Origin of the sequence: Alteromonas sp. OM2203 (assembly GCF_048517045.1) — a bacterium.
GTDB lineage: Bacteria > Pseudomonadota > Gammaproteobacteria > Enterobacterales > Alteromonadaceae > Alteromonas > Alteromonas gracilis.
Window position 1 is genome coordinate 2,781,657 of sequence record NZ_CP183209.1, and the last position, 15,303, is coordinate 2,796,959.

At 44.1% G+C, this 15,303-nt stretch carries 15 protein-coding genes; 4 read left to right on the top strand and 11 right to left on the bottom strand.

Features of this window, described 5'->3' with window-relative positions; all coding sequences use genetic code 11:
- Positions 1 to 102: 102 nt before the first annotated feature.
- Positions 103 to 522: a winged helix-turn-helix transcriptional regulator gene (locus ACM0P2_RS12390; RefSeq protein ID WP_419226656.1), complete on the bottom strand. Its 420-nt coding sequence runs from the start codon at positions 520 to 522 to the stop codon at positions 103 to 105.
- A 198-nt stretch (positions 523 to 720) separates the two neighbouring features.
- Here ACM0P2_RS12390 and ACM0P2_RS12395 point away from each other — a divergent pair, with 198 nt between their 5' ends.
- Positions 721 to 1,716, top strand: a complete 996-nt coding sequence (locus ACM0P2_RS12395; protein ID WP_419226657.1) for a YhdH/YhfP family quinone oxidoreductase — start codon at positions 721 to 723, stop codon at positions 1,714 to 1,716.
- Positions 1,717 to 1,797: 81 nt separating this feature from the next.
- Here ACM0P2_RS12395 and ACM0P2_RS12400 read toward each other — a convergent pair whose 3' ends face one another.
- Positions 1,798 to 2,808, bottom strand: a complete 1,011-nt coding sequence (locus ACM0P2_RS12400; protein WP_159117614.1) for a zinc-binding alcohol dehydrogenase family protein — start codon at positions 2,806 to 2,808, stop codon at positions 1,798 to 1,800.
- 99 nt (positions 2,809 to 2,907) lie between these two features.
- On the opposite strand from ACM0P2_RS12400, the gene ACM0P2_RS12405 reads away from it, so the two are divergent.
- On the top strand, positions 2,908 to 3,825 hold the full coding sequence (locus ACM0P2_RS12405) for a LysR family transcriptional regulator (RefSeq protein WP_419226658.1): 918 nt from the start codon (positions 2,908 to 2,910) through the stop codon (positions 3,823 to 3,825).
- A 28-nt stretch (positions 3,826 to 3,853) separates the two neighbouring features.
- On the opposite strand, the gene ACM0P2_RS12410 is transcribed toward ACM0P2_RS12405, so the two are convergent.
- From ACM0P2_RS12410 to ACM0P2_RS12425, 4 genes are all read right to left on the bottom strand, one after another.
- Entirely contained in the window at positions 3,854 to 4,333 is a 480-nt protein-coding gene (locus tag ACM0P2_RS12410; protein WP_159117580.1) for an invasion associated locus B family protein, read from the bottom strand.
- 56 nt (positions 4,334 to 4,389) lie between these two features.
- On the bottom strand, positions 4,390 to 5,643 hold the full coding sequence (locus tag ACM0P2_RS12415) for a nidogen-like domain-containing protein (protein ID WP_419226659.1): 1,254 nt from the start codon (positions 5,641 to 5,643) through the stop codon (positions 4,390 to 4,392).
- Positions 5,644 to 5,816: 173 nt separating this feature from the next.
- On the bottom strand, positions 5,817 to 7,325 hold the full coding sequence (locus ACM0P2_RS12420) for a S10 family peptidase (protein WP_373995999.1): 1,509 nt from the start codon (positions 7,323 to 7,325) through the stop codon (positions 5,817 to 5,819).
- Positions 7,326 to 7,596: 271 nt separating this feature from the next.
- Positions 7,597 to 8,193, bottom strand: coding sequence for an ACP phosphodiesterase (locus ACM0P2_RS12425; protein WP_159117577.1), 597 nt, complete (start codon positions 8,191 to 8,193; stop codon positions 7,597 to 7,599).
- Positions 8,194 to 8,358: 165 nt separating this feature from the next.
- Between ACM0P2_RS12425 and miaE the strand changes: the two genes are divergently transcribed.
- Together miaE and ACM0P2_RS12435 are read left to right on the top strand one after the other, a co-directional pair.
- Entirely contained in the window at positions 8,359 to 9,141 is a 783-nt protein-coding gene (miaE, locus tag ACM0P2_RS12430; protein WP_159117576.1) for a tRNA isopentenyl-2-thiomethyl-A-37 hydroxylase MiaE, read from the top strand.
- A gap of 207 nt (positions 9,142 to 9,348) precedes the next feature.
- The gene (locus ACM0P2_RS12435; protein WP_105929391.1) at positions 9,349 to 9,948 is read left to right on the top strand and encodes a Yip1 family protein; all 600 of its coding nucleotides are present in this window, start codon (positions 9,349 to 9,351) and stop codon (positions 9,946 to 9,948) included.
- Positions 9,949 to 10,036: 88 nt separating this feature from the next.
- Here ACM0P2_RS12435 and purF read toward each other — a convergent pair whose 3' ends face one another.
- The 5 genes from purF to accD all read right to left on the bottom strand — a co-directional run bounded on the left by purF (position 10,037) and on the right by accD (position 15,030).
- Positions 10,037 to 11,560, bottom strand: coding sequence for an amidophosphoribosyltransferase (gene purF, locus ACM0P2_RS12440; RefSeq protein WP_120958931.1), 1,524 nt, complete (start codon positions 11,558 to 11,560; stop codon positions 10,037 to 10,039).
- A 14-nt stretch (positions 11,561 to 11,574) separates the two neighbouring features.
- Positions 11,575 to 12,063, bottom strand: coding sequence for a CvpA family protein (locus tag ACM0P2_RS12445; protein WP_159117575.1), 489 nt, complete (start codon positions 12,061 to 12,063; stop codon positions 11,575 to 11,577).
- Positions 12,064 to 12,193: 130 nt separating this feature from the next.
- Positions 12,194 to 12,808: an SPOR domain-containing protein gene (locus tag ACM0P2_RS12450; protein WP_159117574.1), complete on the bottom strand. Its 615-nt coding sequence runs from the start codon at positions 12,806 to 12,808 to the stop codon at positions 12,194 to 12,196.
- A 45-nt stretch (positions 12,809 to 12,853) separates the two neighbouring features.
- Entirely contained in the window at positions 12,854 to 14,185 is a 1,332-nt protein-coding gene (gene folC, locus ACM0P2_RS12455; RefSeq protein ID WP_159117573.1) for a bifunctional tetrahydrofolate synthase/dihydrofolate synthase, read from the bottom strand.
- Positions 14,185 to 15,030 (bottom strand): acetyl-CoA carboxylase, carboxyltransferase subunit beta, encoded by an 846-nt coding sequence (gene accD / locus ACM0P2_RS12460; RefSeq protein ID WP_159117572.1) that lies wholly within the window; start codon positions 15,028 to 15,030, stop codon positions 14,185 to 14,187. Before accD ends, folC begins: the two co-directional genes overlap by 1 nt.
- Between the last annotated feature and the right edge of the window lie 273 nt (positions 15,031 to 15,303).

Here is a 15,303-nt window from a genome sequence, read left to right on the forward strand (position 1 = left end):
GAAAAAGGTGCGTGTGGGGAAGTTTTTCCTATACTCACCTTTTTGTTTTCCTCACATTGCGTAATACGCAGCGCCTAATACACTTTATCGCTGCCCCTTAAATTACCTATGTTCATCATGGTAGGTTCTGCCCCAATCACATAGTTGGCGCAAAGTTGGCTCTAGCGTACGACCTAGGTCTGTAAGTGAGTATTCAACCCGTGGAGGCACTTCAGCGTACACTTTGCGATTGACCAACCCATCACGTTCTAGTTCTCTTAACTGCTGAGTAAGCATTTTCTGTGTAACGCCCTGCAAACGCCTACGCAATTGACTAAAGCGCAGCGTTTTATGGCACAAATGCCATAAAATTACGCCTTTCCACTTTCCACCAATTATTTCTAACGATACAGCTACGCCACAAACATACTGAGCCGCGTCATTTTCTTTTTCCCCAATTTTCGCTGATTTGGCATTAATAGAATCTACAGTAACAATACCGTCGTTCTTTTCTGCTCCAAACCTGGTTAAATTCGCCGTCATAGCAATTCCTTAAAAAGCAACACAGCCGTTGCTGCTCTTGTTTTTCACCAATGCAAACATCACTAAGATAATTTAGAGAAACTAGCGACCACTTCCATTAGTATCTTTTAGGGTACTACCCTACTAAAAAGTGCATACTTGCGCAAAGTATATATATTGTCACAATGGTAGCGTTACTTTCGACCAATGGAGACAGGTATGACATCGTTTAAAGCGTTGCTAGTAGAAAAACAGGAAGATAAATCGTTCACTCGCCGTATCAAACAGCGTTCACTTGATGATTTGCCAGAGGGTACTTTGCTCATTAAGGTGCAGTATTCGTCACTTAATTACAAAGACGCCCTGTCAGCGACAGGAAATCCCGGTGTTAGCAGAAACTTTCCCCATACCCCGGGTATAGACGCTGCAGGCACAGTTGTATCCTGCGATGACAACAGCTTCAAAGAAGGTGATGAAGTCATTGTAACGGGCTATGACTTGGGTATGAACACGGCGGGAGGCTTTGGCGAATATATTCGAATTCCGAGCGAATGGGCGGTGGCTAAACCCGCAGGTTTATCCTTAAGGGAGTCTATGGTGATAGGCACTGCAGGTTTTACTGCTGGGCTATCTGTTCAAGGTTTAGTTGAACACGGTGTTACACCGCAAAAAGGTGATATTTTAGTAACAGGTGCAACGGGTGGTGTAGGTTCTGTCGCGGTCGCATTGCTCGCCAAAGCGGGTTACTCAGTGGTGGCGTGCACAGGGAAAAAGAAACACGAGTCATTCTTAAAAAACCTCGGAGCAAGCAAAGTAATAACTCGCGATGAACTGTTAGAAAATAAAGAACGCCCCATGTTGAAAGAACAATACGCGGGCGCTGTCGATACGGTGGGTGGTGAATACTTAGCGCAAGCCATTAAGGCTACGCAATACGGCGGCACAGTGACATGCTGCGGGCTTACCGCTTCTGCCGATCTAAATGTTAGCGTATTTCCATTTATCTTGAGAGGCGTTTCATTACTTGGCATTGATTCTGTACAGTGCCCTATGCCGCCTAGATTGAGATTGTGGGACAAGCTTGCCAGTGAATGGAAGCTCGATTGTCTTGATGACCTTACAGAGGAAGTAAACCTAGAAGCCGTGAATGAAAAAATAGATGCCATTTTAGAGGGGCAGATCTCAGGCCGTACGTTAGTGAATTTGCAAGCATAGACCTTGGCGTCAATTTATTCTCTCCTATTCACCATCAATAGTCGCAGGCAATAATATTGCCTGCGACTAACCTTCTCTTAATTAGAAGCCTTCCAAGACGAGTTTACCGATAGCCCGCCCTTCTTCTAAAATTCTGTGCGCTTCAATCAAGTTTTCAGCGTTAATTTTACCTAAGTGTTTTCCTACAGTTGTCTTTATTTTTCCTTCATCAATAAGTGATGCAACATGAGTAAGTAAACGACTTTGCTCAACCATATCATCAGTTTCAAACATTGAACGGGTAAACATAAATTCCCAATGTAATGACAGACTTTTTTGCTTAAGCTTTGCCACATCCAAGCTTTCTGGGTCGTCAATTAACGCCAATCTACCCTTCGGCTTCATGACTTCCACATAATCTTCAATGTATTGGTGTGTGTTGTTTAAACTCGCCACATGAGTCACTTCACCAACATTCAAGACTTTGATTTGCTCGGCCATAGGTTTACTGTGGTCAACTACGTAGTCGGCCCCTAACTCTTGCACCCAGTTTTTTGAACTTTCCCGAGATGCAGTAGCGATCACGGTTGCGCCCGTCAAACTCTTAAGTAGTTGCAACATTATTGAGCCAACACCTCCTGCTGCGCCAACGACAAGTACTACTTCGTCACTTTTTTCACTTTGCTGCTTTAGTGCAAGATGATCAAACAACAATTCATAAGCCGTAATTGTGGTTAGCGGAAGAGCCGCTGCATCGCTATCTGATAAAGACTTCGGCGCTTTTCCGACAATGCGCTCGTCAACCAACTGAAACTCGGCATTCGACCCTGATCGGGTAAGGTCTCCGGCATAATAAACTCTGTCGCCAACGGCAAACTCGGTGACATCAGCGCCAATTTCAACCACCTCACCTACGGCATCCCAGCCTATCACTTTCGCTTCGCCTTCAGGGTTAACACGCTGACGAATCTTGTAATCAACGGGGTTCACGGCAATGGCATTTATTTTAACTAATAGATCCCTGCCAGACGCGCTGGGCTTAGCGAGTTCTAAATCCATTAACGCATTGGGTTCACTAATCTCTAGTGACTGGGTATAGCCGACTGCTTTCATCATTGTGCTCTCCTTTAATTGATACGTTCATCATACTCTTGATTAATTTTGGATAAACATCACAATACAAGAAACATTATCAAATTAAATTTGAAAACCATGTTACTAGATGACCTCAACGTAGTAATAAAAGTAGCCGAGTTTCGAAATATCACCGCCGCCGCCACCCATTTAAATATGCGCACCGCTACGGCGAGTGCTGCAGTTAAACGGGTTGAGCAAGCCCTCGGCGCTGAGTTATTTATACGCACAACTCGATCGCTTAGGCTTTCCTCTGCCGGTGAGCGCTTCTTGCCAACATGTGAGCAAGCCATGGCGATGCTTGCAAATGCTAAGCAGAACTTAAAAGGCGATACTGGCGTTATTGAGGGTGAACTGCGACTAGGCTTATCATCTGACTTAGGACGAAATGTAATAGCGCCGTGGCTTGATGATTTTATGGAAGAGCATGAGAGAATAAGCGTAAAGCTCAACTTAAACGACAGCAATATCGATTTCTACCGCGATCCTATTGATTTAGCTCTGCGTTATGGTTCACCTGATGATGCAAGCGTTTACGGATTTAAAATTTGCGACGTACCTCGGTTTCTTGTCGCCGCCCCTTCTTATCTCAACAACCACGGCACCCCAGAACAATTTGAAGACTTAAAAACGCACAACGGGCTTTTTTATCAACTTCACGACAAAGTGTATAACGAATGGGAATTCGTGCGCGACGAAAAACCACTTAAGATAAAAATGCTCGGAAACAGGACAGCGAACGATGGTGAAATGGTAAGACGGTGGGCCGTAGCTGGCAAAGGGGTTGCCGTTAAATCAAGTTTAGATACCTGTGACGATATATTAAGTGGGCGTCTTGTTACATTATTGCCGGGCTACCAACCAAAACCAACGCAGCTTTGGTTAATCTGCCCGAGCCGCCAATCGATCACCCCAGCGGTTAGGTTATTAAGAGACATGTTAAAAGCGCGCTGCGCTGAATGTTTAGCGCGCCTTAAAGAAGCCGGCGTATATTGAAATCCAGCTTGGTAGAGGTACGTTAGACTTAACGTTTAGCTTTTTTGTTAAGCTGCGCGTATGCTACGTCAAAACCCGCTAATGATACGGGTAAGGTAACCTGCTGGCTTTCAGACTTCTGATATGCAACTAGCATGGTTTCACCGTTATGCAATTGCTCTAGAAGCTGGCTATCTATTTTGATAATACTTTGACATGCCTTTTCGTCACACCCAGAAAAAGGCACTTGTAAGGGCGCGAAATTATCTATTTTTACTCCGACCCCATTTTTTGTTAGCGTATTTTTAGGTAGCTTTATTTTTAAAACTGGAAAATCTTTCGAATAAGAATAATCAACATTAACGCCTAACAATACTTTAGTTGCTTTCTCATCTTTAGCAACAAGCTGGCTAAGTGTACAAACTGAAGAATCGTTGCACAGCAAACTCCAACTACCAAAATCGCTCGTTGTGACAGCCCACGAAGAAAATGAAGCGAGTATCGAACTAACTATTACTAAATATTTCACGTCTACCTCTTAACAAAAATGGGGAGCTTATGCTCCCCCTATCTTATTTATTACTGCTACTTACGTTTTCTCATAAGGAAAGTGCTAAATAGCGCTCCTAGCATAAGAAACAAAGTGCTGGGCGCAGGAACCTGGGTTGGATCAGGTACGAATACAGTAACCGCATTTTGGTTCATATTAATAACACCAGAGCCATCGAACGTTAAACCAGTCACAAACGCATCAGGCGTTGGTTCAAGCATATTCGAAACATCAATTCCCATTATTCTGAAGCGGTCTACGGGTGAAGTGAAGTCGTACTCCACGCCTCCAGTAATATCTGTACCTGTATCTAGCCAATCCATAAGGCCATTATCCCAAAGGAATAAGTCAAACATGTTGTCATCATAACCTTCTGGCAAAAGAACCGAAGCGATATCTGGGCCACTATTTACAATATAGTCATAACCTACGGCTACATCCGGGTCGATAAAAACAAGTTCGTCGGGATCATCAATAGAAAACTCAAATTCATAGTCAGTCGGTGTTTCTGGATTAACAATCGGTAGAATCGGATTTTCTGGATTCTCACCCGGTAACACACCGTCACGAATGGCGAATTTCCAAATACCAGGCGTGCCCGTGTTGCTGTTACTTTCGTCTATATCAGCAATAGCGGCAGTTCGAGAACCAGGTACGGTAAAGAAGTTTTCCCCATCGCCGGCGTCATATCCCGCCTGAGCAGGAGTACCATTTGATGCACCGCCTGAAGTCCAGCCGATATCTTCATATCTAAACTCAACGTCAAAATTACCTGCGCCCGTGTCTTCCCTGTCAATCAACACTAACTGAAACGTGTTGGTCGGATCACTATTTTGACTGTAGTAACCAACGTCATTCCACGTTACTACCAGGGTATCTTCATTAGGAGAGCCAATAAATACGTCACCACATTCTGCGCAGCGTGTATCTACATCCCCCCAAAATGGCGCAATCATTGGCTGATTGCTGTTAGGAAAAGGGTTAGGCGTAAATGTACCTACAGGACCATTGAAGGTAATGTTGCCGTTATTGTTGATGAAAAATCTATCGTAGGTCGTTCCGAAAAAATTTAAACCGCTATTAAATGCCAAAGCATCATAGGAATCAAAAATGATGGGACCAGAGGAGCCATCATCATTGCTTTCCATAGCAAAAAAACCAAATCCGCTTTCAGTAGAACCTTCCCAACCGGAGAGGAGTACAGAAGCATTGGCAGTTGTACTTGAGATAGAAAATGCTAGCGCAGCACTTGCAAGCAGAGATAGTTTAAAACGCGAAGGTTTACTCACGGGTACGTCCTTGTAATTATTGTTAATGAAATTTTTTATATGTCAGTAAAACGTTAGCAAACTCCAGGCCAAATGGTTTTACCTATAATAATCAATAACATAAACCAACTTCAATTCATAAAACAAATCATATGTAAAAGAAACTGACATCCTTGTCCTGCCTTTTAGTTGTGCTATCTCTTGTATTCAGCAGGCGCACCTTTGCCTGGTGTGCTAGCTTGAATAAACTCACGTAAGTCTTGGTTTGACTGTTTTAAGTCATCGCGACGCAGGTACATCATATGTCCGCTGCGATACCCTTTAAAGCTTAGGCGGTCTTTTAGGTTGCCACTTTGATCAAGTTGCCACATGGTGTATTTGGCGTCAAAGTAGTTAGTTGCGCCATCGTAGTATCCAGCTTGAATCATCACATTCAGATACGGATTTTGCGCCATTGCCAAACGCAAGTTCTCTCCTGTTTGGTTATTGCTTCTATCCCAAGGATGCACGTTGCCAAACATATTATATTTAATATCGGTTTTGTAATTTAACTCTTCGCGCAGGTAGTAGTTAATGGCAGGCGTGAATGAATGCAACCATGATGTTAACTCTGCCCAATAATCAGGGCGATCACCAGTTTGCTTCGCGTCTATACCTAAATAACGGCTATCCAATCGACCTAAGGTCTTCCCTTCATCTCGCAATAAATCTTTCCAGAAAAAAGCTGTGCTTACGTCTAAGTTGTTTTGAGCAATTGACGTTTCACTTAACCCTGAGTAACGCGCCATTTGTTTAAGCACATCACGCTTTTCCGCTTCGCCGATGAAGCCGCCTTTAGCCAACGCAGGAATGAGTTTATTGATGGTAAAGTCTTCGACTTCAGGAAGTAATTCAGTAAGATCTTTGTTCTGAAGTTCGGACTCAAGTTTATTGTGATACCACGCTGCAGCCGCAAAATATGGCAAGCGGTTAGCGGCTTTTACAGGCCCATTGCGCTCAATACCGATGTCGGTTGGCGACACCAAAACAACGCCGTTTAAATACATCCATTGTCTATTTTGAAGCTCCAGAGCAAGACCTGAAACACGCGTAGTACCGTAACTTTCACCAATTAAATATTTAGGAGAGCGCCAGCGATTATTGCGTGTTACAAAGGTATTCACCCACTCCGCTAAATAGCTGATATCGGCGTTAACGCCAAAGAACATTTTTTGTTGTTCGTCTTGCGACGGCATACTGCCATCGGCTTTGGGTAGTACACGGCTGTACCCTGTGTTTACCGGGTTTACAAATACGATGTCTGCCACATCTAAAATAGAATAAGGGTTAGTTTGAACACCATAGGGCTGAACGGGATAACCCTCATCGTCAATATTAAGAATACGAGGGCCAGTGTACGCTACGTGCATCCATACTGAGGCAGATCCAGGGCCACCATTAAAGGAAATAATAAGCGGGCGCTCCGTATTCTCTTTAACGTCAGTTCGCTGATAGTACGTGTAGAATAAGGTAGCAACCGCTTCGTCTTTACTATTCCATACGGGTTGCGTACCTGTAGTAGCACTGTATTTCACGCGCTTGCCAAGAATTTTAGTTTCGTGTTCTGTCACTACACTGCTATCAATTTTCATAGCGCGAGCGTGTGCTGAGGGGCTTCTCTCATCTTCAGAAGCACTCGCGTTCAAAGTTACAAAAGCAAGCATAGCGGCCATTAGCCAGGGCAGCACTTTATGTTTGTTATCATCGTGGCGAAATGACACAAGTGATGTTACTAGGTTTAAGGCTTGTTTATTCATCATTACTCTTGTCTTTGTGTGTCGTTAGTTTTATCGTTTTAGTATTCTTAGAGCCTGCCAACCTGTAACTTATACAGATGAGCAACACACCCTAGTCAGACTATAGCGCTGTTTGTACGACAGCTTAGCAATCAACGACAAAACCACCAATTTCTTCGATACATTTCTGTAACACGGGCTACGTTTTATCAATATTTTCAGGGCCGTTATCGTTTATATGTGCAATGAGGTCTGGGAAAAACGCTAAAAACCTCGCCTCTATTTCCTGTTGGTGTTTGCCTATATCGTCTACAGCATTATGGAAAGTATTGGGAAAACGAATGCGTTTGGCGACAACAGAAATCGCTTTGGCAATGCCTTCTTCTCCAGCATAATCCTCAAACCAATCATGGGTTATCATATGCCCTACACTGTGCTGCATCGTTCTTGGCATGGTAGGCAACCGCTGCTCTAACAAAGCGAAGCTTTGCTCGCGAAAATCATCGAAACATTGGGTTGAAAATTTTGTCCAGTGTTTAATGAGTAGATGATCGAAATAGATATCCAATGCTACAGGGGCAAAGCGCCGGCGACTTTTATCGAATAGCACCTTTGCAGCTAAAACGCTCTCGTGACTATCGGTGAATCGATCAACTTCGTAGTGATTTTTAAGGCCTAGCTGAACTGCGTTTCCAAATCTGTTGATATCAACACCTCGCCTAAAATCTCCCAATAAGTTACCAAAATGAGAATCTGCGGTTGGTCGTGCCAGGAAAAGGTGAGCTAGGTAGTTCATTTTGTAATTTAAGGGCCTCTTTTTTAAGTTGTAAGGGCTTGTAGGTATCAAGTAAAATCACGCTTCGATCAGAAACGTTGAATGTGGGCTCGCCGAAACGTAGGTTGCCAGATGCCAAATTCAAATGTTACTGAAACATCGTAGCACTTAAAATTGAGTTTCAACATGTCTGTAATTTCCACCTCTGAAGTCACCTCACTACTTACTCCAGTTAACGCTTTTTTGCACTGCGAAACCCCACAGTCGTGGATAGACGAAGCCCAAAAAGAAGAAAACCTTCGCGTCATCCTTACCGATCACTTAATTTGCGAATTGAAAGCGGCTCAGTCAGCCATGTACTTGCTTCGCCGCTACGTTGCTGATGAGGAAACAAGTAAAGTGCTTTTAGGCTGGTTAAAACCCTATGAGGACTTCACTTATAGACATGAAGGCGATTGGCAGTCGCTTAACACTAAGCACCTTTCAAAAAGCGTTTTTGACGTTAAAGGGCTTGAGCCTTTCAAAAAAGATATGCTAGATAAAATGGTGATGCTAATAAAAGAAGAGCTACATCATTTTTATCAAGTGCTAGAGATTATGCACGAACTGGGCTTTGAATATAAATCGGTAACGTCTAGTCGTTACGCCAATGGCTTACTACGTCATGTACGCACCTACGAACCTGAAAAGCTTGTCGACAAGCTTATTTGTGGCGCCTATATTGAAGCCCGTTCTTGCGAACGCTTTGCGAAGCTCGCTCCCTTTGTGTCTGAAGATTTAGGCAAGTTTTACGTTTCATTATTACGCTCTGAAGCCAGACACTTTGAGGATTACCTCACGCTTGCTGGACAAATATCCGACACGGATATCACTGAACGTGTAGCTCACTTCGGTCACGTTGAAAAATCGTTGATAGAAAGTGACGACAAAGAGCTTCGTTTCCACTCTGGGGCGCCGAATATCAACTAGCCATTTAGAGATGCTCATAAATTAAACTATTTATATTGACGCCTCTGACTTTCTGCTGCACACTGAATTTGTAAACGTATTGTTAATGGCAGTTCTTTAGCGCTTGCCGCTGTGTCCGAGTTTATTTGTATTCTCGGCTAATTCGTGTGTTTTTACTGCCTCACAACAATCCTCTAATAATAATGTTGGTGAACAAGGCAGGACCTTATGATTTTAAATCACTTAATTGGTATTTACACTCATCCAAGAGAAGAGTGGCAAACCATTGATACCAAGCACGAAACCTATTTTTACGCGCTTACTCATATTGCATTTATAGCACTCATTCCCTCACTTGTAGCTTACTACTCCAGTGCCCACACCGGCTGGAGTATTGGTGCAGGTGACATCATACGACTTAGCGAAAATACCGCCATTATGATGGGCATAGGCATGTATTTTGGTTTGATAGCCGGAGTAGTAGCATTAGCGGTACTTATTCATGAACTCGCTAAAGCTTTTGATGCTACGCCAACGTACACGCAATCGTTAGAGTTAGCAGCCTATACAGCTACACCGCTGTTTATGGTGGGTTTTGCGGGTCTATATCCTGAGCTATGGGTAGTGATGACAGCTTTGTTGGTCGGCATAAGCTACTCGGTATACCTACTTTACTCTGGCGTTCCAATTTTAATGCACATGCCGGAAGATAAAGGCTTTATTTATTCAAGTTCAGTGGTGACGTGCGGTCTGGTGTTACTGGTTATCCTAATGACAGGTTCTGTATTGGTATGGGGGCTTACTGGTGGACCGGTATTCGTTCACTAACGCCTTCTTAAAAGATTAAACCATTTAAAAAGCCGCTTCTAAAAGCGGCTTTTTTGTGAACACTGCTTATCTAAAAGCTAATGCAATACTAATCAGCGGCATCCATGTTGTGCACATCAAGATTACTTAGCTCCGCCTGTACAACCGGCGCTTTTCTCGATTGTTCACCGCGAGACAAGTCGATACGTTCAAGATACGCTTGATCGATGTCTGCAGTAATATAATTTCCATCAAAAACAGACGTTTCAAAACGCTGAATGGTTTCGTTTTCTTCGCGAACTGCATCTACTAAATCAGAGATATCTTGGAAGATAAGGCCATCTGCTTGAATAAGCTCTGCTATTTGGTCGATTTCACGGCCATAAGCAATAAGCTCATTAGCCGATGGCATATCGATACCGTAAACATTCGGGAAGCGAATTTCCGGGGCGGCTGACGCAAAGTACACTTTCTTCGCGCCTGACTCACGCGCCATTTCGATAATTTGACCTGATGTAGTACCACGTACGATTGAGTCATCAACAAGTAATACGCTCTTGCCTCTGAATTCAGATGAAATTGCATTTAGCTTGCGGCGTACTGACTTTTTACGCATGGTTTGGCCGGGCATAATAAAGGTACGGCCAATGTAGCGGTTCTTTACAAAACCTTGTCTGTATGGCAATTCAAGGGTGTTGGCTATTTGAAGCGCTACGTCCATCGATGTTTCAGGAATAGGAATAACCACGTCGATATCCAGGTCTGCCCATTCCCGTTTGATTTTTTCACCCAGTTTACGGCCCATGTTTACGCGCGACGCGTACACTGAAATACCGTCGATAAAACTGTCGGGGCGAGCGAAATAAACAAACTCGAATATGCACGGCGAAGTTACCGGGTTTTCAGCACATTGTCTGGTGTGAAGCTGACCTTCTTCAGTAATAAATACCGCTTCACCTGGCATAACATCACGAACAAACTGAAAGCCTACCGCATCAAGCGCTACGCTTTCGGAGGCTACCATCCATTCTTCGCCTAGCTCGCTCATACGCTTACCTAGCGCTAGAGGGCGAATACCGTGAGGGTCACGAAACGCAACGATACCTTGGCCAATAATGGCTGCTACTACTGCATAGGCACCACGAATTTTTTTGTGAACCTTCGTTACGACTTCAAAAATATGTTCAGCACTTACACTTAAACCCGCAACTTGCTGCAGTTCATGAGCAAGAATGTTAAGGAGTAATTCAGAGTCTGAGGTAGTATTAATGTGACGGCGAGCAATGCGGAATACTTCTTCTTGCAACTCGTGGGCATTAGTTAGGTTGCCGTTATGAGCAAAGGCAATACCAAACGGTGAGTTCACATAGAATGGTTGTGCTTCTGCCGAGCTAGACGTCCCAGCCGTTGGATAACGCACGTGACCGATACCCATATTGCCTGACAATCTTTTCATATGGCGTGTATGGAAAACATCTCGAACCAAGCCATTTGCTTTGCGCAAATTAAACATATTTTGGTCGATAGTCATTATGCCTGCGGCATCTTGTCCTCGGTGCTGAATAACCGTCAGACCGTCGTACAGCGACTGAGCTACGGGCGTTTTACCAACTATTCCGACTATACCACACATGTGCGTTACCTATTTCAAGCGGGATTTAAGAAACTGGAGGAGTCTTTCACATAGCTGAAAAACCACTCAATGATGACACCAAACTCGGGAATGAGTACCGACGCTTGCCACCATGCTGCTGAGGCTGCGCGAGTAAAGGTATCCATAAAAAAGAGCAATGCGCTAACTATCAAAACGCCACGCAATGCACCAAAAACTATGCCTAAGACACGATCGGTTCCTGACAGCCCCGTGGCTTGTACCAACTGGCTGATTACGTAATTTATCATGCCGCCGAGGATAAGCGTTGCGACAAAGAGCGCGGCAATAGCTGCGCCATTTTTTAAATAGGGGTCGTCAATGGCTGTAAAATAAATGGCGAGGTCTGCGTAGAAATTGCTTGAAATAAAGAGTGCAGCAAACCATACCACTAACGAGATGGCTTCTTTAACAAACCCTCTGATTAGGCTTATTAAGGTAGATACCGCAATGATACCCAGTATGGAAAAGTCTACCCAGTTCATCGTCTCTTTATTGCGTTGATGTTGCTTTTTGTGATGAAGCAACGAGCCTTTGGCGAGATGGCGCGCATTCTAACAGAAGATAGAAATATTACTAGTCTGTAATACGAATCAATAAAGGTAAGAATACGCGCTACTCTACTTTGAACGTTGTAACTTTGCCTTTAAGGCTCGTGAGCTCTTTTAGATGAGGTAGTGCCGACTCTAGCTTGTTTTTATCTAGATCAGGACCAACAAAAACTTTATTAAGCGGCCCAGAGCTAGTCTGAATTTTACGGCTAAAGGCCCTGTAGCCTGCCCTTTCGAGTTTGGCTAACAGCGCTTTAACATTTTTCTCGTGACGAAAGCTTCCCAGCTGAATAACCCAACCCGCATCGTCATCTGCCGCCGCGCCTTTGTTATCAATCACAGTTTGGCTGGCGAGGTTATCCTGCTCTTCGAAAACTTTTTCTTTTGGCGCCTGAGTAACACTGGCACCTGAATCCTCATCACGTGACGACACCATAGGCTCATCGTCTATGGCGGTTTCATCTTCTATTTCAACCGCAGGAACTGCCGCTTTTGCCACTCGTTCGGATGGAAATGGCTCGGGCTCTACAATAGGCTTCTTTGGTGGATTAGCGGGTACAGAAACAAATGGTTCTCTGTTAGTTTGCTTTTTGCCATCAAGAAAGTCTGGTAAAAAAATGACCGCTAGGGCAACGACAATGATCGTACCCACAAGTCTATTCTTTAATGCCGATGTCACTGTGCTCTCCTGCTTGAATACACGTTTTTCTCTACAATGCGCGTGTTAGTTATGCTCAGCAAGCACGTCTGCTACGGTAACGAAAGAACCAAAAACGAGAATAAGTTCGCCAGTTTGATAATCTGCAAGCGCGCGCTGATATGCCGAGGTTACGTTTTTAAACGTCTTTATATTCTCTATGGTTGTACCAGCATTAACAAGTGCATTTTCAAGTACTTCTGCACTGCAGCCTCGAGGGCCGCTTGTTGACGACACATACCAATCAGCATTAAGCGCAGAGAGTGGCGCTAAAGTTTCTGCAATTGACTTATCTTTAAGCATGCCCACGACGATACGCATTTTGCTTACATCATAACGATTTAGCCAATTCTGCATGGCCGTCGTTGCCTGCGGATTGTGAGCAACATCCACCACAACGAGAGGCGACTCACTGATCGTTTGCTGACGTCCTGGCATCGTGGTATTTTCAATAATGTTTCTTACCACACTTTCTTCGGGTAGCAAGTCTAGCAATTCTAGCGCAGCCAACGCTGTACTCGCATTTTGAAGTGGAATTTTAGGATAAGGTAGCGAGGCGAAGCTACTGCTCTTTCCTTTCCAACTCCACTCACTGTAATCACTTGCCACTTCCGTTACAAAGTCTTGTGTTGCCCAGCGTACGTTCGCTTGCAATTCATTAGCCACATCATAAAGCGACGATGGAGGGAACAGTTCACCCACTACTGCACTGCCGTTTTTGCGCATAATGCCCGCTTTTTCGCGAGCGATTTTTTCCCGGGTATTGCCAAGCCAATCCTGATGGTCAAGGTCGATTGTGGTAATAACGGCGAGATTGGGATCAATAATGTTAGTGGCGTCCAAACGCCCACCTAAGCCAACTTCAAGAATCACCACATCTACAGCCCATAACTGCATCATTTTCATTGCAGCCAGCGTACCGAACTCAAAGTACGTCAAGGTGATAGGCTCACCACCCGTGTCCTTTCGTGCGTTTTCAACAAACTCAAAAGCATCTACAAATTCATTGGCAGGCGGTAACTCGCCGTTGTAACGCACCCGTTCACGGTAATCGATTAAATGTGGTGAGCTGTACACTGCAACACTTTTGCCTTGCGATAGCATGGCTTGCTCAAGCAAGCGACACGTGGTGCCTTTACCATTTGTGCCTGCTACGGTAATAACCAGCGATTGGCTAAGCGATAGTGCCATGGCATTGGCAACCGCTTTCACTCTGTCTAGCCCCATATCGATGGCGCTAGGATGAATTGATTCTAGGTAGGATAGCCACTGGCTCAAGCTTTTTTGCGAAGTTGAAGACACAGAAGTGTCTTGTTCGTTTTCCGCTGAGCCAGTATTTAAATTGTTTTCGTTATTCACTAATTTTTATGATGCAACTTAACCAACAGGCTGTGTAATCTATCACGCATATCTCTGCGGTCAACAATCATATCAATTGCGCCTTTCTCAACAAGGAATTCACTGCGCTGGAAACCCTCAGGCAGCTTTTCTCTTACTGTTTGTTCGATAACACGAGGACCCGCAAAACCGATAAGCGCTTTCGGCTCTGCCACATTCACGTCACCAAGCATTGCCAGACTTGCTGATACACCACCCATCGTAGGGTCGGTAAGCACACTGATGTAAGGCAGGCCTTTTTTGCTCATTTTAGCCAGAGCTGCAGATGTTTTAGCCATTTGCATCAACGACATAAGCGCTTCTTGCATACGCGCTCCGCCACTTGCACTGAAACAAATGAGTGGCATGTCGTTTTCTAAGCATGCATTAACAGCCGCAACAAAACGTGCACCTACCACCGATGCCATTGAACCGCCCATAAACGCAAACTCAAAACAAGCGACGACCACAGGCATGCCTTTCAGCTTCCCCTGCATTACCACTAAAGCATCTTTCTCGTTTGTCGCCTTTTGTGCAGCAACGATACGGTCTTTATAGCGCTTAGAGTCTTTAAACTTTAGTACGTCTTGAGGTTCATGCTCGGCACCCAATTCTACGCGATCGCCATCGTCTAAAAACGCATCAATACGACGGCGTGCCGTAATACGCATATGATGATCACACTTAGGGCAAACTTCCTGAAGTTTTTCCAGTTCGCTTTTGTACAACACAGCTTGGCAAGAACCACATTTTGTCCAAATACCTTCAGGTACATTACCTTTGTGTGATGTTTGCGTGCGCGGGAGAATTTTTTGAATCCAGCTCATGGAAATTGAATCCTTTGTTTTTGTTTGCCGACCATGACGATTAATATTTGTTCATACTTGAGGCCAACAACACATTAAATTTTTAAGTTCCATGCTGTATTACAAAGAAAAAATACGTAATACAACAGAACAGCTACCTAATATAGCGCGCTATTAGACCACAATACAACGAAATGGAAAAAACAAAACTGGTCTTAGAAGTTGGCGGTCGGGATTAGTGACGCTTACCTCTGTTATTCCTGCATTTAAATTAGTATATAAAGGTATCAGTAT